Origin of the sequence: Streptomyces sp. NPDC003456 (assembly GCF_042878735.1) — a bacterium.
Classification (GTDB): domain Bacteria; phylum Actinomycetota; class Actinomycetes; order Streptomycetales; family Streptomycetaceae; genus Streptomyces.
In genome coordinates this window covers 374,976-395,105 of record NZ_JBIAOK010000004.1, presented here as the reverse complement: position 1 = coordinate 395,105, position 20,130 = coordinate 374,976, and the positions used below count along the sequence as shown (strand labels likewise).

Genomic DNA, 20,130 nt, shown 5'->3' with positions numbered 1-20,130 from the left:
CGGGGCTCGCGCTCAGGATCGGTTCGACCCGGGGGCCGGCCGGCTCAGTACCAGTGGTTGGCCTGCCAGAACGACCAGGCGTCGCAAGGACTGCCGTAGCGCTCGTTCATGTAGTTCAGGCCCCACTTGATCTGGGTGGCCGGGTTGGTACGCCAGTCGGCGCCGGCGGACGCCATCTTGGTACCGGGCAGCGCCTGGAACATGCCGTAGGCGCCGGAGGAGGGGTTGACCGCCTTGTAGTTCCAGTCGGACTCGTGGTCCACGATGTTGCTGAAGCACTGGAACTGGCCCGCCGGCACCATCTGCCGCGCCATCGCCTGGATCTGGGCGATGGTGTAGGAGCTGGCGACGGGGAAGTCGGAGATGTCCTTGGAGCGGCTCGCGGCCTTCTTGGCCTCCGCGCGCTCCTCGGCGGCCTTCTCGGCCTCGGCCGCCTTCTGCGCGGCGGCCTTCTTCTTGGCGATGGCCGTCTCGGCGGCGGCCTTGCGGGCGGCCTCCTCGGCGTCCTTCTTGGCGCTCGCGTCCGCCGCGATGGCCTGGACGTCGGCCTGCTGCGTCAGGGAGGCGGTCTGCACCTGGGCCTGCTGGCCCGCGGGGATGTCCGCGAGCAGCGTGGTGCCGCTTGCCGTCGCTTCCGCGTCGTTGTTCTGCGCGGTGCTGCCCGAGGCAACGCCGACGACGCTTCCGACAGCGGTGACCGCGGTGGCCGAGGCCACTGCGAATCCCCGGACCGAGATCCGGCTCACACGGTTTCCTTCCAGCATCGCCCGCTTCGGTGACCCTCGCGGACGCAATCGTGCCCCTGGCACTGGCCTCCCCAACTGCGGGTCACGGGAGGCGCGGGCCCGGTGGGCAACTCCCGTGAGGGGAGCGCCGCGTGGTGCTCGGGCGGCATACGACATCGCTATGGAATTGGGGTGGTGCTCAGGTGGTGCTGTACCGCTGGGGGTACGGCTGAGTCGTATGCGGGGCCTGACAGGAGTGAGACTCTGCCGTAACCCGACGGCGCGAGGCAATTCCGAGTTGCGTGTGAAAGCTCACATCTCGTTTGGCGCGGGAAATTCACCGGAACGGCCACACGCGAAGGCGCCGCCCGGCTAGGCTCTTCGCCTTTCCGGACGGCGCCAACTGCTCCACGATCGCCCCCGCTTGGGGCGCTTGGGTCAGACTTGCCCGTCTTCCAGCATTTCGGTCACAAGAGCGGCGATCTGCGACCTCTCGGACCGGGTGAGGGTCACGTGGGCGAAGAGCGGATGGCCCTTCAGCTTCTCCACGACGGCGACGACACCGTCGTAGCGGCCGACCCTCAGGTTGTCCCGCTGGGCCACGTCGTGGGTGAGCACCACCCGCGAGTTGGCCCCGATGCGGGACAGCACGGTGAGCAGGACGTTCCGCTCCAGCGACTGGGCCTCGTCCACGATGACGAACGCGTCGTGCAGGGAGCGGCCGCGGATGTGGGTGAGCGGCAGCACCTCCAGCATGCCGCGCGCGGTGACCTCCTCGATGACCTCACGGCTGGTGACGGCCGACAGCGTGTCGAACACCGCCTGCGCCCAGGGGCTCATCTTCTCGGCCTCGGAGCCCGGCAGGTAGCCGAGTTCCTGCCCGCCCACCGCGTACAGCGGCCGGAAGACCATCACCTTCTGGTGCTGGCGCCGCTCCAGCACGGCCTCCAGGCCCGCGCACAGCGCGAGCGCCGACTTGCCGGTGCCGGCCCGGCCGCCCATGGACACGATCCCGACGTCCGGATCGAGCAGCAGGTCCAGCGCGATGCGCTGCTCGGCGCTGCGTCCCTTGATGCCGAACACCTCGCGGTCGCCGCGCACGACCCGGACGTTGCCGTCCGGGGTGACCCGCCCGAGCGCCTTGCCGCGCTCGGACTGGATCACCAGCCCGGTGTGCACCGGCAGTTCGGCGGCTTCCGGGACGTGGACGCGCCCCTCCTCGAAGAGGATGTCCACCTGCTCGCCGGACAGGGTCAGTTCGGACATTCCGGTCCAGCCGGAGGCGTCCGTGATGGCGAGTTCCGCGCGGTACTCCTCGGCGAGGAGCCCGACGGAGGAGGCCTTGATCCTGAGCGGGAGGTCCTTGGACACGACGGTGACGTCGAACCCCTCGGCCTGCAGGTTGCGGGCGACCGCGAGGATGCGGGAGTCGTTGTCCCCCAGGCGGTAGCCGCTGGGCAGCACGCTGGGGTCCGAGTGGTTGAGCTCGACACGGACGGTCCCGCCGAGATCCCCGATCGGGATGGGGGCGTCGAGGCGACCGTGCCGGACGCGGAACTCGTCGAGCAGGCGCAGGGCCTGCCGGGCGAAGTAGCCGAGTTCGGGGTGGTGCCGCTTGGCCTCCAGCTCTGTCACCACGACGATGGGGAGCACGACCTCGTGCTCGTCGAAGCGGCTCAGGGCGTTCGGGTCGGCCAGCAGGACGCTGGTGTCGAGAACATAGGTGCGCCGGTCGGGCTTGTGGCGCTTTGTGCTGGTCACCACGGAAGGACGTACCCCCTCGGATGAGGTCGGGGAGCGACGGTATGGAGCTGGACCGGTCGTCGGCCGCCCTGCGCGGGCCGAGAACCGGCCCTCCGCCTCTTCGTCCGTGCTGTGACCGCACGATCGGGCTGGTGCAAAGGGCCTCCCGGGCGGACGGCCCCGTGCCGCCCGCTGAGAACCGACACCCGTGGTTCGGGCGTCGACCTGACTGGGTTATGCCCTCGAACGAGCGTCGCCATGCCACGGCATATGACGGCGCGCCGGTGAACTCCGCGTGACCTCGCTCCGCCGCGGAAGTCGCGGTACTGCCGCGACCTGCGGCTCAGCCGCCGTAGCGCCTGTGGCGGGCCGCGTAGTCGCGCATGGCGCGCAGGAAGTCCACCTTGCGGAAGGCAGGCCAGAACACGTCACAGAAGTAGTACTCGGAGTGGGCGGTCTGCCAGAGCATGAATCCGGACAGCCGCTGCTCGCCGCTGGTGCGGATGACGAGGTCGGGGTCGGGCTGGTCGCCGGTGTAGAGGTGACGCCCGATCATGTCGATGTCGACGGCCTCGGCGAGCTGCTCCAGGGAGGTGCCCTTGTCCTGGGCGTCGAGGAGCATCGAGCGCACGGCGTCGGCGATCTCCTGCCGTCCGCCGTAGCCGATGGCGACGTTGACCACTATCCCCCGGACGTGGGCGGTGGCCTCCTCGGCCTCCTTGAGGACCGTCTGCATGCCGGAGGGCAGCAGGTCGGGCGTGCCCACGTGGTGCACGCGCCAGCGGCCGTCGGCGGCCAGGGTGCGCACGACGTCCTCGATGATGCCGAGGAGCGGGACGAGCTCCTCCTGCGGCCGGTCGAAGTTGTCCGTCGACAGCAGCCAGAGGGTGACGACCTCGACGTCGGTCTCGGAGCACCAGCCGAGGAACTCCTCGATCTTGCCGGCTCCGGCCCGGTGGCCGTCGACGGTGCTGGAACCGGCGGCCTTCGCCCAGCGGCGGTTGCCGTCCATGATGACGCCGATGTGCTTGGGCACCTGAGCGTGGTCCAGGTGGCCTTCCACCCGGCGCGCGTACAGCCTGACCAGCAGGCCGCGCAGCTTGTCGCGCAGGTTCACGTGATCGTCGCCCCTCCGTGCGGATCGGACGGGCCGCTGCGTGCGGCCCGGTCGAGGCCGCGGGCGGTCCCCGCCCATGCGGCAGTCCCCGGGGGCGAAGCCTACCCCCGGTACGGCTCAGGGCGGCCCACGGGTACGGAAGGAACGATTCCGGCCGCTGCTGCGCGCCCCTGCGCGCGGGCACAAAAAACGGGCCGGTCCGTGGGGGGGAGACGGACCGGCCCGAGGGGGGGTTTCCACCATAACCCTTTGTAAGTGCCGGCGTGTGCATCGGCGTGCCACAACTACTCTCCGGAGCCGCCCGGCGACGCGGCGATGCCGGCGGAGGGCCGGGTTCCAGGATCGCCCCTGACCGAGGAAGGGCCTGTGAGCAGGGGAAACACAATTCGCGCGGGCGCGATCGGGCGGATCGACGCCGTCCGGGGCCCCGGCGAGGCAACTCGCCCGGGCGTCCCCCCGACGGGTGAACCGGCCGCCGACACGCGCTTGACCCGGGCCGGCACGCGAGGGCACGGGCCCGGCGGTCCGTCCGGGAGGTCCGGGCACCGCGCAGCCCCCTCCACTGCGCGGTACCACCCCGCGCAGCTTTGCTCACGCGAATCACCTTGGTCCGAACCTACGGGACGGGCGTCACGGAGGCGAGACGCGAGCGGTAACGATGTGAAAACCCTCGCCGGACGATGCGCACGTGAGCTACGGGAGAACAGTGACTCCCCCGCGCGGCCGCCGGGGCAGCTCACAGTCGCCGCTCTAGGACAGGATCTGTCCTCGATCCCCTCTAACGTCGCTTCATGACGACGAACGGGACACTCACCTGGGACGCGGTGTGCGCGCGGCGGGCCGAACGGCAGTTCCTGACCGGTGCGGCGGCGCCGGACGTCCCGCCCGCCGAGGTGGCCACCGCCATGTGCGGTGCCCACGCCCAGGTGCTCTCCGCGGCCGAGCTGTCGGTGGGCCTGCGGATGGCGGCCGGGGTGACGCGGTCGGACGTGCGGGCCGCGCTCCTGGACGACCGGTCGCTGGTGAAGACGTACGGGCCGCGCGGCACGGTCCATCTGCTGCCCACCCGTGAACTCCCCCTCTGGTGGGCGGCCCTGACCGCGGTGCCGGCCGGGCCGAGCCCCTTCCCGCCGGGTGTGCGGCTCACCGAGGAGCAGGCCGGCCAGGTCGTGGCGGCGATCGGCGAGGCCCTCGACGGGCGGTGCCTGACCCTCGACGAGCTCGGCGAGGAGGTCGTCGCCCGTACCGGGCCGTGGGCGGGCGACCGGGTGATGCCGGCGTTCCAGGACCTCTGGCCGCGCTGGCGGCAGGTGATGCACCGGGCCGGCTGGGCGGGCAGCCTGTGCTTCGGCCCCGACCGGGACCGCAAGGCGACGTACACCCGCCCGCCGCGCACCGGCGGGGAGACGGTGGCCCCCGGGGACGCGCTGCCGTCCTTCGTCCTGCGTCACCTGCGCGCCTACGGTCCCCTGACCCCCGCGCAGTTCGCACGGTGGCTGGCCGCGCCTGCGGGCTGGGCGACGGCCCTGTTCGGTGAACTGGCCGCCGCCGGGCGGATCGAGGAGGTCGACTTCGACGGGACGCGGGCGTGGGTGGCCGCCGGGGACACCGAGTTCCCCGACGGGCCGCCGCGCGGGGTGCGGCTGCTGCCCTACTTCGACGCGTTCGCCGTCGCCGCCCAGCCCCGCGAACGGCTGTTCCCCGGGCCGGCGTCCGGGCGCGCCCTGGCCGGGGGCCAGGCGGGCAACTTCCCCGTACTGCTGGTGGACGGGGTCGTCGCCGGGGTGTGGCACCAGCGGCGCCGGGGCCGTCGTACGACCGTCACGGTCGAGGTGCTGCGGTCCCTGACCGCACGCCAGGAACGGGAACTGGGCGAGCAGGCGGAGCGGGTCGGCGAGGTGCTGGAGGCGACGGCGGAACTGGTCCTGGGCAAGGTGACCGTCGGGCCCCACGCCTGACCCCGCGCCGGATGCGGCGCGACCGCCCCGGGCGAGCGGGCCGCCGGGACCCGGGCGGGATCACCCGCCGGACGCGGGACCTCCCGGCTTGCGGGCGTCGAAGAGGTGCCGGGTGCTGTGGGCGACGAAGGGCCCGTCGGCCCGGATCCGCTCGTGCAGGGCCCGCAGCCGCAGCTCGTACGCCTCGACGGTGAAGCCGGGGACCATCCACACCACCTTGCGCAGGAAGTGCACGACCGCGCCGATGTCGTGGAACTCCATCCGCAGCCGCTCCGCCCGCAGCCCGGCGATCTCCAGACCCGCGGCCTCGGCGGCGGCGCGCTCGCGGTCGGGGCGGCGGCCGTCGCGCACCTCCTGCGGCTGGGGCCCCAGGAAGTACTCGACGAGTTCGAAGGCGCTGGCCGGCCCCACGTGCTGGGCGAAGTACGTGCCACCGGGGCTCAGGACCCGGGCGATCTCGTCCCACCGGGGCCGGACGGGGTGCCGGCTGAGCACCAGGTCGAAGGTCCCGTCGGCGAAGGGCAGCGGATCGTCCTCGGCCGCGGCGACGACGGCGACACCGCGGGGACGCAACAGGGCGGTGGCCTTGGCCACGTTGGGCGGCCAGCCCTCGGTGGCGGCGGTGAGCGGCGGGCGCCGCCCGGCCCGGGAGAGGGCGAAGTCCAGCACCTCGCCGCCGCCGGTCTGCACGTCGAGCGCGGAGTGCGCGCTCTCCAGCCGCCCGGCCGCCGACACGGCGTAGCCCCAGGAGGGCCGCGCCTCCGTCGCCCGGCCCTCGAACCAGGAGAAGTCCCACCCCTCGGTCGGGGCGGCGACGGCCTCGTCGACGAGCTCCTCGAAGGTGGGGGGCGGAGGAGGCGGCGCGGGTGTCGGAAATGCCATGGGGCGATGGTGGCAGGGGGTGGGGAACCGTGCCCGTTCTTTTTCGGCTTCCCCGCCGGCCCTGCGGCTCCCTGTCCCCTCTCCCCCTGCGGGAGGCTTCCCCTGACGCGCGCGGGCCCTCGGCCTCAGGTTCCTTCGAGGACGAGCAGGACGTGTTCGTCCTCGTCGTACCGGACGGTGCCGGTGCGGCGGAAGCCGTGCTTCTCCAGCAGGCGTACCGACCCGGTGTTCCCGATGTGCGGGTCGGCGTACAGGGGGCGGTTGGTCTCCCGCTCCAGGAAGAGGGCCAGGGCGCGGGTGCCGACGCCGCGTCCCCAGTACGCCCGCCCCAGCCAGTACCCGAGGAAGCGGCGGTCCCCCTCCCACCAGGCGACGACGCTGCCCGCCACCTCACCGGCCACGGTCACCGTCTGCACGAGGTTGGTGTCGTCCCCGAGGACCCTGGTCCTCCAGTGCCGCAGGAACGCCTCGCGCGGCCGGGGCGTGAACCGCGACCGGCGCACCGCTTCCTCGTCGTGCTCGTACGCCAGGAAGAACTCCAGGTCGGCATCGGCCACGTCGCGCAGGCGGACGTCGTCGTCCACGAGGTCATCACTCATGCCCGGAGTGTGGCAGCAGCCACTGACAACGGCCGGTGACGCGGGCCGCACCCGCCCTCACCGCACGAGGGGCCGCACCTCCTGCGCGGTGAAGCGGACGAACTCCTCCGGGTCGGGTTCGTCCCCCGTCGGCTGCAGGACGACGGTGTCGGCCCCGGCCTCGGCCAGCCGCTCCACGGCCGCCGCCACCGCCTCGGCGTCTCCGGCGACGCCCAGGCCGGGCACGGAACCGACGCCCTCGGCGGCCAGTTCGGCGCGCAGCCGGTCGTCCGCGCCGGGCCCGGTGGCGGTGAGGAGGTTGACGACCACCCGGTGCGGCCCCGCCGGGCGCCCGGCCGCAGCGCGTCCCTCCGCGATGAGCCGCCGCGCCTCCCGTACGCCGTCCGCGTTCGTGTCGGCCGTGAGGATGGTCCCGTCGGCGGCCTCGCCGGTGAGCCGCAGCGACCGCGGGCCGGTGGCCCCGGCCAGCACGCCGCCGCTCGCCCGGTCCTCCGGCGGCCAGTCCAGTGCGACGTCGTGGAGCCGCACGTAGCGCCCCTGGGTCGTCAGGCGCTCCCCGTCCAGGAGGGCGCGCAGGGCGGACAGGTACTCCCGGAGCAACGTCACCGGCGACTCGGCCCGGGCGCCCACCTGCCCCATCCAGTCCTGCACGCCGTGCCCGACACCGGCGATCACCCGCCCCGGGAACATGCGGTGCAGGGAGGCGATCTCCATGGCGGTGAGGGCCACGTTCCGCAGCGGCACGGGCAGCAGGCCGACCCCGACCCGTACGCGCTCGGTCCAGGCGAGGGCCGCGGCGGCGGTGGAGATCCCGCCCTCCCTGAAGCAGTCCTCCCACAGCCAGAGCTCTTCGAGCCCGGTCCTCTCCGCGACGTCGCAGACGGACCGCAGCCGCTCGGGGGCCAGTTGGGGGCGGAAGACGGCACCAAGTGTGGTCATGGAGGCTTCCTACCCGGCCCGGCGACCGCTCAACAAGGCACGCCGGCCTGCCGCTCCGTGGGCCGGTGGGCCCGTGGGCCCATGTGCGCTCGGGCGGCCGGGGATACGTTCGGGCCCGAGGGGCGCCGGGTCGGGCGCCGGAGCGGAACCGAGGTCGGAGGAGCGGGCACCGATGGGGCGGCGTTGGCGGGACGGACGCGGGGAGCTGATCGTGCGCGGGAGCGGCAGTGACAGTGGCAGGGGCAGGGGCAGTGGGGGCGAGGACGGGGGCGGCGGTGGGGCGGCGGGTGTGCGGATCCCGCTGGAGATCGCGACGTCCTACCGGGCCCGTACAAAAGGGCTGTTGGGGCGGGAATCGGTCACGGGGGCGCTGCTGCTCTCCCCCGCCAGCAGCGTGCACACCTTCCGGATGCGGATCCCGATCGACGTCGCCTACCTCGACCGGCACCTGCGGGTCGTCGCCGTCCGCACCATGCGGCCAGGGCGCCTGGGCATGCCGCGTCCGAGGGCACGACACGTGCTGGAGGCGGCTGCCGGGGCGATGGACGAGTGGGGACTGCGGGAGGGGGCCCGGGTGGAGGTCGTGGTCGTCGAGGGGTAGCCCTTCGGGGCTGTGCACCGCCCTCCGCTCATTCCCATGGCGTCCGGCGGGGCACGCGGTGCCGCCACCATCCGGCCCGCTCGTCCGGCTCCCCGTCCTGCGCCGAAGCCGCATCCGCTTCCGTACCGGCCGCGAACACCTGGTCCAGGGCCGCCACCGCCTCCCGGAGGGCACCGGCGCAGTCCGGGCCCAGCCCGCCGATGTGCCGCTCGAGCGCGTCACGGGCGTCGAGGTCACGGCGGAAGAGGTCCTCCCGGTACCTGCCTGACGGTGCCCAGTCGGACTGCAGCCGGCGGACCAGCCGCTCCCATACGCGCAGGTCGTGGTGGACATGGCCCGCGACGCTGCGGGCGTCGCCCGCCGGGAAGGTGGCGAGGAAGGCGTCCGAGACGGGGGTGGCGACGGGCTCCCGGTCGAGGATCTCCGGGAGGACCTCGACCCTCGCACCGGGCAGGTCCGGGATCTCCCCCTCCGCCGCCTCCACCCGGTAGGCCGTGTCGTCCGGGCCCGCGTCGATCGCCTCCAGGCGGCACCTGACCACGCGACCGTCCGGTACGGCCACCCAGTAGGCGCTCGGCAGGTCGAGGTCCGAGGAGTGGAGGACCGAACCGCCCGTCCCGGCCGCGAGACCGAGGGCCAGTCCCCCCTCCGTGAGACCGGCCGCGGTCTCGTCCCGCACGGTGACGTCCAGTTCGAGGGCGAGGTCGCCGGGCGGCAGCCGGCGCAGGGTGCAGAGCACCGGCGCGTCCCAGGCGCGTCCTTCCTGGTCGCCGTCGGCGTCGGCGGTGTCGACGGCCGCGGGCGCGACCCCCAGCAGGTCCGCGAGCGCACGGCGCAGGTCGGCCGGTGTCAGCGGCGCGACGGTGAAGAGGTTCGCGATCACCGGTACGTCCCGTCGTAGACGGCCTTCGCCTTGGCGACCTTCTCCGGGTTGCCGACGAACTTCGGGTCGCGCTGCAGCTGCTGCGACGCGCCGACGTCCCCCTTGTTGCGTGCGATCTCCTTGAGCGCCGCGTACTCGATGCGGTCCATCTCCACCAGGCCCGGGCCCGACTTCGGGAAGACCGTCCCGTTGCCCTCGACCTCGTAGGCACGGCCGTTGATCTCGTAGGTGTTGCCGTCGGCCGACAGGGTGGCGCGGCCGTTCGCGATCGCCTCGATGTCGGCTCGGACGAGGTCCTCGTTGCCCCTGAGGATCACCGTGTTGCGCTCCTTCACCTGTCCGCCGGACGCTCCGCTGACAGTGTGGCGCTTGTTCGGGAACTTGAGGACCTTGCCGCGCGCCGGGCCGGCGATGTCGTCCCTGGCCTGCCACTCGTTGGCCGGCCTGGCGGCCCGCTCGGCCTCGTCGGCGGCCTTGTCCGCCTCGTTCGCCTGCTTGCGGGCCTCCTGCGCCTGCTGCTCGGCCTCCTCGTCGCAGCCGTCCTCCGCGAGGACGACGTACGGGGCACCGGCCCGGGGGGCGGCGAGGACGGTGGTGCCGGTGCCGGGGCCGCCGCCGAACGGGGCTCTGCGGGGCGGGGCGGCGAGGGGGCAGCCCGACTCCCGGGCCTTGCGCTCGGCTTCGTCCGCCGCCTCGTCGGCCTCGTCCGCCGCCCTGCGTGCGCCCGCCGCGTCACCGGCCCCGGCCGCCTTCCGCGCGTCCTCGGCCGCGCCGACGGCCTTGTCGGTGAGCTTGCCGAGGTCACCCAGCTTGCCGAGTCTGCCCAGCTTGCCGGCCTTGCCGACGATCTTGGCCTCGCCGTAGCCGGGGATGAAGAGGGAGCCGACGTTCCAGACGACCGTCGTGACGGCCCGGGTCTCGTTGCCCTTGTTCCACTGGTCGCGGACGTCGTCCCCGACGAACATGTCGTCGAGGATCGTCCCGCCGGAGTTCACGGTCGCGCCGCCCCAGTCGGTGAGCGCGTCCAGGTAGTCGCCCCTGGCCCATTTGTCCCCGGCCTCCTTGCTGTCCTGCGACCACTGGTCGGCGATGACACCGCCGTAGTCCTTCAGGCCCTTCAGGGAGTCGAGGGGGTTGGTGACGGTGTCCCAGATGCCCTTCAGCTCACCGCCGATGCCGTCGACGACCAGGCCCTCGCCGACCTGCTTCAGCTGGTCGCCGGTACAGCCGAAGAAGGCCCCGACGCCGGAGAAGCAGCCGTCGTCGTTCTCCTTCTCGCCATCGGAGTCGGTGGCGGCGGTGTCGGTGGAGTCACCGCCGCCTTGGCCGTTGTCTTGGTCGTTGTCTCGGTCGTTCTCTCGGTCGTTGTCTCGGTCCTCTTCCTCGCCGTTGTCGCCGCCGTTGGAGGTCCGTCCGCCCTCGGCGTCGGGGGCGGTGTCCCCGGGCTCGTCGTCCGGCCTGCCGCCGGCGGTCGTGGTGTCCGTGCCGCCGCCGGGTGGCGGGCCTGCCGGGCAGGCCGTGCCCGTGACCTTGCAGACGGCCGACTGCAGGCCGCCGTAGATCTGCGGACCCAGGCCGCTGACGAGGAGGGCCGTGATGATCGCGGCGACGACGGCGACGAGACCGGCGTACTCCACCGCCGTCTGGCCCTCGTCGCGGCGCCAGCGGATCATCCGGGGCAGGGAGAAGGGGCGGCGTTCGGCGCGGTGGCCGGCCGGGAGCCGGTACCAGGCGCGGCTGTCCGGCCGGGTGACGAAGTAGAGGATCAGGACGGGCAGGAAGAGCTGGGTGAAGCCGCGGGGTGAGCCCTCGGTGATGCTCGTCGCCGCGCCGACGAGCAGCCAGCCCTGTACGGCCATGAGGGCGATGCGGGTCCTGCTCCCGCCCTCCCAGGTGCGGCGGGCCAGCCACCAGCCGAGGGTGCCGGGGGCCGCCGCGTAGGCGGTGAGGGCCAGGAGGTGCCCGTCGACGGCGTCGTAGGAGGCCGCGGTGAGCAGCAGGCCGAGGCCGCCGATCACAGTGATCGCGAAGAGGGAGTGCAGGAGGACCAGGGCGGCGACGAGTGAGGGTGGCATCGGCCGCCGGCCGCCGCCGGGGCCGTGTCCGTGTCCGGGCGGTTGCCCGGCGGCTCCCGGTGCGGGGTCCGTTGGTCCGCCGATCCAGGCCATCGCCCCCGCCCCCTCCGTGGTCTACGACATGCCCGAGGCTAGGGAGAGAGGGGCGGGGCGGGATGGGCCCGTGGCCCCAAATCGAGGCCCAAGGAGGGCGGGTGGGGGCCGGCAGCGGTGCGGTACGCCGGGGGCGGCCGGGGTCGGTGCCGTCGGACTGCGCCTGGCACCGACCCCCGGGCTCGCCCTCGCTCAGCTCTCCGAGCGGGGGAAGGAGACCTCGACCCGGCGGTTCTTCTTGCGGCCGGCTTCCGTGGAGTTGTCGGCGATCGGGTACTGCTCGCCGTAGCCACGCACCTCGTACGTGACGCCGGCGCTGGTCAGTTCCTGGTCCAGGACGTTCTGCACGGCGTCGGCGCGCTTGCGGGAGAGGACGTCGCCGTGGGCGGAGGAACCGAGGTTGTCGGTGAAGCCGAAGACACGGATCTTCGTGGCGTTCTGGGCCTTGATCTCCTCGGCGATCGCGGAGATCCGGGCCTTGGCCTGGGCGCTGAGCTTCGCGCTGTCCTTGCCGAAGAGGACTTCGGCCTGCAGGGCGAACTTGACGTCGGAGTTCGTGTCTTCCCGGCGTTCGTCGCCGCTCTGGTCCTCCACGACCTGCTTGATGTCGAGAACCTTGGGCTCGGCGAGGGTGGAGCCGTCCGGCAGCTTCAGGTCCGGGTCGTTTGGATCGACCTCGACCGGAGCTGCGGCAGTCGCCTCGGTGCCCGGGGGAACGCTGGGGCCGTCGTCGGCTTGAGCCGACGCTGCCCCGAGGAGGTTCGTGGCGATCATGACGGTGGCCGCCGTGAGCGTCACGGCGAGGCGGGGCACCAGAGGTGACGGGGTGCGGATGACGGTCATCGAGGCCTCACCCGGAGATCGTGATGGTGGCGGTGGGGAAGCCCGGAAGCTGCAAGCCGGCCTCGGTCGTGCTGGTGGGTGGCGAGGGGAACTGCATGAACACAGGCACAGACTCGCCGGCTTTCAGGGTGGGCAGACCGGTGGTGGTGAGGGGCCGGCCATCTGTGTCGCGAAGGACGTAGTAGCGCTTCTTGCCCTTGGAATCCACCAAAGTGGCGCCGCCGAGGGAACTGCCGTTCTTGATGATCTCGGTCTCGTTGCCACTCAGGTTCGACGGGACGACCACTGTTTCCGACCCGTCGTTCTTGAGCGTTCCATTCACCGTGACGAAGCCGCCTGAGTCCCGCGTGGCCGAGGTGACGCGAAGGAACAGACCCTGTGGGCCCTTCATCTCCGCCAGCGGCTCACCTTCACTGCCTTCCTGAGTACTTGGCTTCGAGCCGCCGTCCGCGGATGCCGACCTAGACTTGTCGGGCTTCTTGTCGTCGCTCCCACCCCCGCTGCAGCCGGCCACACCGAGGGCCAGACCAGTCGCAACGGTCAGCGCGACCATCCCCCTGCGGGCCTTCGCAGTGAACCGAACGCTCATTTCACAGCTTCCTTCATCACTCGTCGTTCGCTTGTGGTTCTTCGGCCAGGTGGACGTCGAACAGCTCTTCAGGTTTCGGCAGGGTGGACAGATCGTCCGGCTTCAACTCCCAGTCCACGCCACCCTTGCAGAAGAGCTTGGGCAACACGTCGGGATCGACCTCGCCTGTCGGAGGATCGAACTCGCACCGCGGCTCGATCACTGCCTTGGCCGTCGCGTTGGCCTGCTGCTCCTCGGTGCCGGGAACGATGGACTCGCCTACAGACTTATTGGTCTCGACCTCGACCGTGAAACTCAAGGGCGTATCTGGTTGGCACTCAAGCCCCGCCAAACGGGCATCGTTCCGTGCGGCCAACTCGCCCGCCCTCCAGCAGGAGGGCTGGAGCCCTTCCGCATTTCCGGCAAAGATCTGTGTCCACTTCGTCGGATCAAGCACGTCCTTCAACCAGGCGCCTGCCAGTTGATCTCTCTTGTCCTGCGCGGCCGCGAGGGCCGCAGCATCCGCAGCCGTCTGCGCACCGTTCCTGTTTGCCGCGGCCTGGCCGACCGCGAAGTACGCGAACGCGAGAAAGAGCAGGCCCCCCACCACCGTGATGTAGATGGGGAAAGCCTGCCCTGTATCGCTGTTCTTGCGCAGCAGCATCAAGGAGCGACCTTGGCGACTTGCGCCTTGATCTTGTCGAGGATCGTCTGCCCGATGTCCGTGCCCGTGATCGCCAGCACGATGGCCACCACCACCGCGATGATGCCCAGGTACTCGACCGCCGTCTGGCCCCGGTCGCCGGCGCGGCGCTGCATCGCCTCGACCGTCGTGTTCTTCCAGCCGTTCACGCGGACCTTGGTCGCGACGGCGGTCTTCAGCATCAGGTCGCTCATGGTGTTCCCCTCCGGTTTCGGCTGTGCCGCTTTCGGCACCAGGAACGTACGGCCGAACCGGCTCCGTGCCGCAGGGTCCCTGGGCCCAATTCCGGGCCCAATCGCTCGGGCCCAGCCCTGTCTTCACCCACACCGTCACCGAAGGTCACCCCCGTCCCCGCTGCGAACCCGGCGCCGTGCCGATCCACTTCGCCGCCGCCTCGGAACGGCTCGTGCTGTGGAGCTTGGCGAAGATGCGGTTGATGTGGTTCTTGACGGTCTTCTCGCTGATGAAGCACGTGGCGGCGATCTGCTGGTTGTTCATCCCGGACGCGATGAGGTCCATGATCTCCGCCTCCCTCGCACTCAGCTGGAACCGTGACCTGTCGACAGCGGCCGGGTGGCCACTCGACCACCCAGACGACGACTGTCCCACATGCGGTTGCATCTGCGAAAGGTTTTCTGTCGAAACGACCGGATGATGCACTGGCTGCGCGTCAGTATCCGCAGCTTCGAGGGCCTGTTGAGAGTGGGTATGCGGGGGCGCACCAGGCGAAAATCCGTATGCAGTCGCACTCCCCGACTGTCCCAGGCCCTCGGGGAGCGGCCCGGGCGGCGGCTGGGTGCGGCGGAGTTGGGTCAGGAGGGCTCCCGCCGCCGTGGGCGTGAAGTGGGCCCTGCCCTCCTTGATGTCCCGTACCGCCTGCACCAGTTGGTCGGCCGTGAACTCCCCGTGCACCAGGTAGCCGCCCGCACCGCGGCGCAGGGCCTCCTGGACGATCTCCGACTCCCTGCTGTACGTCAGCATCACGACCGGGGCGATGCCCACCAGGTACGGAAGGGCCGAGATGCCGTCGACGCCGGGCATGCGGACGTCGAGGAGGACGACGTCCGGGCGGTGCTGCCGGGCCGCCTCGTAGGCCTGGCTGCCGTCGGCCGCCTCGGCCACCACCTCGATGTCCGGGCGGCCGGAGAGCAGCGCGGTGAGGCCCGCGCGGACGACGGGGTTGTCGTCGGCGACGACGACCCGGAGCCGGCGGGACGGCGGTGCCGGCTGCGGGAGGCCGGCGAAGGGGTTCGGCGGTGGTGGCGGCGGCTGGAGTGCGCCGGGGCGGTGGTGGGGCGGCTGGTCCGGCATCGGTGCCTCCTCTCGGGTCGTGGGGGTCATGCGGTGGGGGTGGTCAGGGCCGCCAGGGGGAGTTCCAGTCGGACCTCCGTGCCCTGGGGGTGGGAGCCGCGGCCGATGCGGATGCGGGCGCCGACCGACGCGGCGCGCTCGACCATGCCGACGAGGCCGAAGTGACCGGCTCGGCGCAGTTGTTCGAGGGTGGTGCCCGGCGGGAGGCCCCGGCCGTCGTCGTGGACGCTGATGCGGAGCAGGCCGCTGTGGACGCCCGCGCGGACGTCCACACGGGTCGGTCCCGCGTGGCGGTGGGCGTTCTCCATGGCCTCCGAGGCGATGGTGAGCAGTTGCCGGGCGACCGCGGGCGGGACCGGCGGAACGGCGTGGTCACCCGTGGGCCGGTACACGGCGGGCAGGCCGGTGCGGGCGCTGAAGTCGCGTGTCCGCGCGGCGAGTTCCACCAGGACGTCGGTCGCCTGGGACGGGTCGGACTCGCGGCGCAGGTCGGCCAGGAGTTCGCGGGACTCCGCCGCGGCCCGGCGGGCGGAACGGGCCACGAGCGCGGCCTGCTGCCGGACCAGGGCGGGGTCCATGCGGTCGGCGCCGGCCGAGCCGGTCAGCCCGTCGGCGGCGAGCGCCACTCCGTGCAGGGTCTTGGCGACCGAGTCGTGCATCTCGCGGGCGAGGCGCGCCCGTTCGGCGCTGACCGCCTCCGTGACGGCGAGCCGCGCCTGGACCGTCGTCAGGGCCTGGGTGGCGGCGCCGAAGCGGAGCATGAGGTTGCGGAGGCTGGAGCCGACGGCTCCCGCGATCACGCAGAGGCCGGGCAGGAGCGCCGATTCGGCGATGCCGGGCACCGGGTTCTCCTGGGCCGCGTGGATGAGGAGCAGCAGGAGCGCCTGGAGCGAGGCGAAGACGGCCGCGCCGCGCCAGCCGTAGACGAGGCCGGCCAGCAGGGGGGTGCAGACGCTGACGTAGGCCAGGGTGCTGGTGGGGCCGGCCGAGATGAGGAGGAGGGCGCCGAAGAGGGTGTCCGCCGCGAGGAGCGTGGGGTGCCGCAGGAGGAGGGGGCCGAAGCGCTCCCAGTCCCGGAAGAGGAGGTAGGAGGTCATGAAGGTGACGACCACGGCCGCGCCGACGAGGCGGGTGGGCAGGCCGTCGTGGGCGTTGACCAGGGCCGTGGGGGTGGCCAGGGCGATCATGGCCAGGCGGAAGCCGAACACCTGGCGGCACATGGCCTGGAGGGCGTTGACCTGGATGTCGATGGCCGGGCCGGTGGCGGCGGCGGTCTCCTCCTGGGGGACGGCCGCTCGGGCTGAGGTCACCGCTGGACCCGGTGATGCCGCTTGAGCCGGTGATGCCGCTTGAGCCGCTGACGCTCCCTGACCCGGTGACGCTCCCTGACCCGGTGACGCCACTTGAGCGGGGGTCGCCCCGGAGGGGGAAGACGCCGCCGGGGCGGGGAGCGCCGCCCGGGCCGAGTCCACCGCTCGAGCGGCTGTCGCCGCCGCAGCGGGTGTCACCGCCGGTGCCTGGGTCGCTGCTCGGACGGGAGCGACTGCGTCGGCGGGTTCCGCCGCCGGTGCGGGAGCCTGCGCCGCAAGGCGTCCGCGGCCTCCCGCACCACCACGGCCATGGCTGCCGGTGCCCCCGATCCCGCCCCCGCCCCCGCCCCCGATCCGCAGCGTCGGCTCCCCGCCCAGTGTGCCCGCCGCCTCCCAGCCCGGCGGCAGGGCCGGGGTCACCGAGGTCACCGGGACGTCGGGCGCTCCGGTGCGGACGTAGGCCGGGAGGACCGTGCCGGCCGGTGGCGTGGTGATCTCGGGGCTGCGGTCCGCGCGGCGGCGGCGACGACCCAGCAGTCCGTGGCGTTCCCCTGTCATCGACATGCTGTCGCCCCCTCCCCTACTTCCCCGTCACCGAGCCGAAGTCCGTGCCCGAGCCGAGGATCAGGCCCGCGCCCAGCAGCAGCATCGTGGCCGGGACCATGAAGGTCGTGATCATCATCGTGGCCTTGGGGACGGCCCGGGCCGCCTTGCGGCGGGCGTTCTGGGCGTCCGTGCGGCGCATGTCCTTGGCGAGGGCCACCAGCGTGTCGACGATCGGCGCGCCCAGTTCCTCGCCCTGCTGCAGGGCCGTCACGAACATGGCGACCTGCTCGGAGTCGTTGCGGCGGCGCAGTTCCGCGAAGGCCTGGCGGCGGCTCATGCCGAGGTCCATCTGGCGCAGGGTGATGCGCAGTTCGTCGGCCCAGGGCCCCTCGTACTTGGCGGCGACCCGGTCCAGGGCCTGGCGGAAGCCCAGGCCCGCGCTCACCACGACCGCGAGGACGTCCAGGAAGTCCGGCAGGGTGCGTTCGATGACGTCCTTGCGGATGCGGATGGCCGACCAGATGCCGACCTCCGTCCAGAACGCCCCGAAGGCCAGCAGCAGCAGGGCGACCAGCAGCTGGCCGCGCATGAGGAACACCAGGAAGCCGACACCGCCGAGGGCGCCGTACACCGCGCGGCGGGCCGCGTAGCGGTCGATCGTCAGGCCGCCCGGGTTGCCCGCGAGGTCGATCTTCCGCCGGTACTTCGCGACCTGCTTGGGGCCCATCAGGCGGAGCACGGCGGGGGCGTAGCGCATGCCCATGCGGTCGACGAGGGAGTCGACGGCCCCGGTGCGGGTGGAGCCGACCTCCAGGGCCAGGGCGAGGTCGCCGGGCAGCTTCGCCTCGGCCCGGTACATGCGGATCCCGGCGAAGACGCCCCAGACGCCCAGGCCCGTCAGCAGGGCGAGCAGCAGTCCCATGATTGCCTCCTGGCTCTCAGACGTCGATGCGGGACAGGCGGCGGATGAGGACGAAGCCGACCGCGTACAGGGAGAAGGCGATGATGACCGCCGCCTGGCCGAACGGGGACCCGGTCATGCGTTCCAGGGCGCCGTCCTTCACCCCGTTCATGAGGAAGAGCGAGCCGACGCCGAGGACGGGGACCGCGTAGGACGTCATGTTGACCTGGGAGAGCTGGGTGCGGACCTCGCGCCGGGTCTCCTTGCGCTCCTCCAGCGTCTCGGTGAGGTTGCGCAGGGCGCTGACCACCTGGCCGCCCGCCCGGTTCGACAGCACCAGGGTGGTGACCAGGACGACCAGTTCGCGCGAGGGGAGCCGGTCGGCCAGTTCGTCGAGGGCGTCGTCCAGGGACGCGCCGACCGCGAGCTGCGCGGCGACCTTGCCGAGTTCCTCGCCCGCCGGGGCCTCCATCTCCTCCGCGGCCATGCCGATCGCGGTGCGCAGGGCGAGGCCCGCCTGCGTGGCGTTGGCGAGGATGCGGGCCATCTCGGGGAGCTGGTTGATGAACCGCTCGATGCGCTTCTGGCGCTGCCAGTTGAGGAACTGGACCGCCACGCCGATCCCCAGGAGTCCGGCCAGGGGACCGAAGAACGGGGCCAGGGCCGCCTGGCCGATCAGCCACAGGCCGGCGACGGTGGCGAGCATGGAGACGAAGAACTCGCCCGGTGTGACGTCCAGGCCGGTCGCCGCCAGGCGCAGTTCCAGCTTCTTGCCGAGCCTGGTGCGCCGCAGCCGCCGGTCGATCCCGCGGAAGGTGCGGCGCCGGCCCGTCACGGGGATCTGGCCGGTGGCGGACAGGCGGTCGACCAGCGCCTGCCGCTGGGCCTTGCCGGTGGCGTACGCGTGCAGGCCGACGACCCCGAGGACGCAGGTCAGCAGGGTGACGCCCGTGGTGAGCGTGATGAGCGTGTGCAGTTCCATCGGCCGGTCCTACCTGGCTTCTCGGGTGGCGAGTTCGTCCGCGGACCGGGCGATGCCGAAGGCCTGCGGAACGGGCTGGCTCGCCATGTAGAGGCGGTCCGCGGTGCGGCGCGGGAGGGCGAAGTACTCGAAGGCGCCGTGGATGCGGCCGTCGGCCGTCATCGGCTGCGCGTGGAAGCGGGCGACCGTGACCAGGCGGTACGGGTCGCTGCCGTGGCTGTCCATCAGGGCGATCTCGGTGATGCGGCGGGCGCCGTCGGCGAACCGGGTGAGCTGCACGATGACGTCGACCGCGCTGTTGATCTGGTCGTGGAGTGCCACGAAGGGGATCTCCACGTCCGACATGGACGCCAGGGTCTGCAGCCGCATCAGCGCGTCCTCGGCGCTGTTGGCGTGGACGGTGGCGAGGGAGCCGTCGTGGCCGGTGGACATCGCCTGGAGCATGTCCAGGGACTCGCCGCCGCGGACCTCACCGACGACGATCCGGTCGGGGCGCATGCGCAGGGAGTTGCGCACGAGGTCGCGGATGGTGACCTGGCCCTTGCCCTCCACGTTCGGGGGCCGCGACTCCAGGCGGATCACATGGGGCTGCTGGAGCTGGAGTTCGGCGGAGTCCTCGATGGTGATGATGCGTTCGCCCTCGGGGATGAGTCCGGACAGGGCGTTCAGCAGGGTCGTCTTGCCGGTGCCCGTCGCGCCCGAGACGATGATGTTGAACTTCGCCTGCACCAGACCGGCGAGCAGGTACAGCATGTGCTCGTCCAGCGAGCCGAGCCCGATCAGCTCCTGGAGGGTGAAGGAGCGCGGGAAGCGGCGGATGGTGAGGGTGGCGCCGGTCAGGGACAGCGGCGGGATGATGACGTTGACGCGCTCCCCGGAGGGCAGCCGGGCGTCGACCATCGGGTTGGACTCGTCCACGCGGCGGTTGACGGTGGACACGATCCGCTCGATCGTCTGCATGAGCTGGTCGTTCGAGGCGAAGCGCAGGGGCAGTTGCTCGACGCGGCCGCCGCGCTCGACGAAGATCGCGTCCGGGCCGTTGACCATGATCTCGGTGATGGAGGCGTCCTCCAGCAGCGGTTCCAGGATGCCGAGGCCGAGGGCCTCGTCGACCACCCGGCGGATCAGCTGCGAGCGCTCCACCGTCGACAGGACCGGTCCCTCGCGGCTGATGATGTGCCCCAGCACCCGCTCCAGCCGGGCCCGGCGCTCGGCGGCGGCCAGCGAACTCATCTCCGCGAGGTCGATCTCCTCCAGGAGTTTGGCCCGGTAGGAGGCGACCATGTGGCCGTCCTCGCCCCGGTTGCCGTTCTCCTCGGGGGTGTTGATACGTGCTCGCAGGCTCATGAGT

General features: G+C 72.2%; 19 protein-coding genes. 2 read left to right on the top strand and 17 right to left on the bottom strand.

All coding sequences use genetic code 11. The features are described 5' to 3' along the window. Positions 1 to 44: 44 nt before the first annotated feature. The 3 genes from ACFYWG_RS17970 to ACFYWG_RS17960 all read right to left on the bottom strand — a co-directional run bounded on the left by ACFYWG_RS17970 (position 45) and on the right by ACFYWG_RS17960 (position 3,585). Positions 45 to 746: a transglycosylase SLT domain-containing protein gene (locus ACFYWG_RS17970; protein WP_376329064.1), complete on the bottom strand. Its 702-nt coding sequence runs from the start codon at positions 744 to 746 to the stop codon at positions 45 to 47. Between the two features lie 417 nt (positions 747 to 1,163). Further along, on the bottom strand, positions 1,164 to 2,489 hold the full coding sequence (locus tag ACFYWG_RS17965; RefSeq protein ID WP_383504577.1) for a PhoH family protein: 1,326 nt from the start codon (positions 2,487 to 2,489) through the stop codon (positions 1,164 to 1,166). A 322-nt stretch (positions 2,490 to 2,811) separates the two neighbouring features. After that, entirely contained in the window at positions 2,812 to 3,585 is a 774-nt protein-coding gene (locus ACFYWG_RS17960) for an isoprenyl transferase (protein ID WP_376329059.1), read from the bottom strand. A 791-nt stretch (positions 3,586 to 4,376) separates the two neighbouring features. On the opposite strand from ACFYWG_RS17960, the gene ACFYWG_RS17955 reads away from it, so the two are divergent. After that, a complete protein-coding gene (locus tag ACFYWG_RS17955) occupies positions 4,377 to 5,543 on the top strand; it encodes a winged helix DNA-binding domain-containing protein (RefSeq protein WP_389202151.1) in 1,167 nt (388 codons plus the stop codon). Positions 5,544 to 5,603: 60 nt separating this feature from the next. Here ACFYWG_RS17955 and ACFYWG_RS17950 read toward each other — a convergent pair whose 3' ends face one another. From ACFYWG_RS17950 to ACFYWG_RS17940, 3 genes are all read right to left on the bottom strand, one after another. After that, positions 5,604 to 6,425, bottom strand: a complete 822-nt coding sequence (locus ACFYWG_RS17950) for a class I SAM-dependent methyltransferase (protein WP_389202149.1) — start codon at positions 6,423 to 6,425, stop codon at positions 5,604 to 5,606. 125 nt (positions 6,426 to 6,550) lie between these two features. After that, on the bottom strand, positions 6,551 to 7,024 hold the full coding sequence (locus tag ACFYWG_RS17945) for a GNAT family N-acetyltransferase (protein WP_383504587.1): 474 nt from the start codon (positions 7,022 to 7,024) through the stop codon (positions 6,551 to 6,553). Positions 7,025 to 7,081: 57 nt separating this feature from the next. Next, on the bottom strand, positions 7,082 to 7,963 hold the full coding sequence (locus ACFYWG_RS17940) for an LLM class flavin-dependent oxidoreductase (RefSeq protein WP_389202147.1): 882 nt from the start codon (positions 7,961 to 7,963) through the stop codon (positions 7,082 to 7,084). Between the two features lie 172 nt (positions 7,964 to 8,135). Here ACFYWG_RS17940 and ACFYWG_RS17935 point away from each other — a divergent pair, with 172 nt between their 5' ends. Continuing rightward, entirely contained in the window at positions 8,136 to 8,564 is a 429-nt protein-coding gene (locus tag ACFYWG_RS17935) for a DUF192 domain-containing protein (RefSeq protein WP_389202145.1), read from the top strand. 28 nt (positions 8,565 to 8,592) lie between these two features. Here ACFYWG_RS17935 and ACFYWG_RS17930 read toward each other — a convergent pair whose 3' ends face one another. The 11 genes from ACFYWG_RS17930 to ACFYWG_RS17880 all read right to left on the bottom strand — a co-directional run bounded on the left by ACFYWG_RS17930 (position 8,593) and on the right by ACFYWG_RS17880 (position 20,126). Next, positions 8,593 to 9,447 (bottom strand): hypothetical protein, encoded by an 855-nt coding sequence (locus tag ACFYWG_RS17930; RefSeq protein ID WP_389202143.1) that lies wholly within the window; start codon positions 9,445 to 9,447, stop codon positions 8,593 to 8,595. After that, the gene (locus tag ACFYWG_RS17925; RefSeq protein WP_389202141.1) at positions 9,444 to 11,522 is read right to left on the bottom strand and encodes a hypothetical protein; all 2,079 of its coding nucleotides are present in this window, start codon (positions 11,520 to 11,522) and stop codon (positions 9,444 to 9,446) included. The genes ACFYWG_RS17930 and ACFYWG_RS17925 overlap by 4 nt, the downstream gene beginning before the upstream one ends. Before the next feature lie 285 nt (positions 11,523 to 11,807). After that, the gene (locus ACFYWG_RS17920; protein WP_389202139.1) at positions 11,808 to 12,458 is read right to left on the bottom strand and encodes an OmpA family protein; all 651 of its coding nucleotides are present in this window, start codon (positions 12,456 to 12,458) and stop codon (positions 11,808 to 11,810) included. A 7-nt stretch (positions 12,459 to 12,465) separates the two neighbouring features. After that, entirely contained in the window at positions 12,466 to 13,047 is a 582-nt protein-coding gene (locus ACFYWG_RS17915; RefSeq protein WP_385419924.1) for a hypothetical protein, read from the bottom strand. Positions 13,048 to 13,063: 16 nt separating this feature from the next. Then, a complete protein-coding gene (locus tag ACFYWG_RS17910; RefSeq protein WP_389202136.1) occupies positions 13,064 to 13,690 on the bottom strand; it encodes a pilus assembly protein TadG-related protein in 627 nt (208 codons plus the stop codon). Continuing rightward, a complete protein-coding gene (locus ACFYWG_RS17905; RefSeq protein ID WP_385419928.1) occupies positions 13,690 to 13,923 on the bottom strand; it encodes a hypothetical protein in 234 nt (77 codons plus the stop codon). The genes ACFYWG_RS17910 and ACFYWG_RS17905 overlap by 1 nt, the downstream gene beginning before the upstream one ends. A 145-nt stretch (positions 13,924 to 14,068) precedes the next feature. Next, positions 14,069 to 15,040 (bottom strand): response regulator, encoded by a 972-nt coding sequence (locus tag ACFYWG_RS17900; RefSeq protein ID WP_389202134.1) that lies wholly within the window; start codon positions 15,038 to 15,040, stop codon positions 14,069 to 14,071. Between the two features lie 26 nt (positions 15,041 to 15,066). Continuing rightward, positions 15,067 to 16,260 carry a sensor histidine kinase gene (locus tag ACFYWG_RS17895; protein WP_389202761.1) on the bottom strand — a complete coding sequence of 398 codons (1,194 nt, stop codon included), beginning with the start codon at positions 16,258 to 16,260 and terminating at the stop codon, positions 15,067 to 15,069. Positions 16,261 to 16,930: 670 nt separating this feature from the next. Then, entirely contained in the window at positions 16,931 to 17,818 is an 888-nt protein-coding gene (locus ACFYWG_RS17890; RefSeq protein WP_383504616.1) for a DUF5936 domain-containing protein, read from the bottom strand. A 16-nt stretch (positions 17,819 to 17,834) separates the two neighbouring features. Continuing rightward, on the bottom strand, positions 17,835 to 18,779 hold the full coding sequence (locus tag ACFYWG_RS17885; RefSeq protein ID WP_389202131.1) for a type II secretion system F family protein: 945 nt from the start codon (positions 18,777 to 18,779) through the stop codon (positions 17,835 to 17,837). A 9-nt stretch (positions 18,780 to 18,788) separates the two neighbouring features. Next, positions 18,789 to 20,126: a CpaF family protein gene (locus ACFYWG_RS17880; protein ID WP_376329021.1), complete on the bottom strand. Its 1,338-nt coding sequence runs from the start codon at positions 20,124 to 20,126 to the stop codon at positions 18,789 to 18,791. Between the last annotated feature and the right edge of the window lie 4 nt (positions 20,127 to 20,130).

Excerpts from the sequence above, each read along its gene's own strand:
- ACFYWG_RS17955 (WP_389202151.1), top strand. The coding sequence starts at position 4,377 with ATGACGACGAACGGGACACTCACCTGGGACGCGGTGTGCGCGCGGCGG.
- ACFYWG_RS17950 (WP_389202149.1), bottom strand. The coding sequence starts at position 6,425 with ATGGCATTTCCGACACCCGCGCCGCCTCCTCCGCCCCCCACCTTCGAG.
- ACFYWG_RS17945 (WP_383504587.1), bottom strand. The coding sequence starts at position 7,024 with ATGAGTGATGACCTCGTGGACGACGACGTCCGCCTGCGCGACGTGGCC.
- ACFYWG_RS17940 (WP_389202147.1), bottom strand. The coding sequence starts at position 7,963 with ATGACCACACTTGGTGCCGTCTTCCGCCCCCAACTGGCCCCCGAGCGG.
- ACFYWG_RS17935 (WP_389202145.1), top strand. The coding sequence starts at position 8,136 with ATGGGGCGGCGTTGGCGGGACGGACGCGGGGAGCTGATCGTGCGCGGG.
- ACFYWG_RS17925 (WP_389202141.1), bottom strand. The coding sequence starts at position 11,522 with ATGCCACCCTCACTCGTCGCCGCCCTGGTCCTCCTGCACTCCCTCTTC.
- ACFYWG_RS17920 (WP_389202139.1), bottom strand. The coding sequence starts at position 12,458 with ATGACCGTCATCCGCACCCCGTCACCTCTGGTGCCCCGCCTCGCCGTG.
- ACFYWG_RS17915 (WP_385419924.1), bottom strand. The coding sequence starts at position 13,047 with ATGAGCGTTCGGTTCACTGCGAAGGCCCGCAGGGGGATGGTCGCGCTG.
- ACFYWG_RS17910 (WP_389202136.1), bottom strand. The coding sequence starts at position 13,690 with ATGCTGCTGCGCAAGAACAGCGATACAGGGCAGGCTTTCCCCATCTAC.
- ACFYWG_RS17905 (WP_385419928.1), bottom strand. The coding sequence starts at position 13,923 with ATGAGCGACCTGATGCTGAAGACCGCCGTCGCGACCAAGGTCCGCGTG.
- ACFYWG_RS17900 (WP_389202134.1), bottom strand. The coding sequence starts at position 15,040 with ATGCCGGACCAGCCGCCCCACCACCGCCCCGGCGCACTCCAGCCGCCG.
- ACFYWG_RS17895 (WP_389202761.1), bottom strand. The coding sequence starts at position 16,260 with ATGTGCCGCCAGGTGTTCGGCTTCCGCCTGGCCATGATCGCCCTGGCC.
- ACFYWG_RS17890 (WP_383504616.1), bottom strand. The coding sequence starts at position 17,818 with ATGGGACTGCTGCTCGCCCTGCTGACGGGCCTGGGCGTCTGGGGCGTC.
- ACFYWG_RS17885 (WP_389202131.1), bottom strand. The coding sequence starts at position 18,779 with ATGGAACTGCACACGCTCATCACGCTCACCACGGGCGTCACCCTGCTG.
- ACFYWG_RS17880 (WP_376329021.1), bottom strand. The coding sequence starts at position 20,126 with ATGAGCCTGCGAGCACGTATCAACACCCCCGAGGAGAACGGCAACCGG.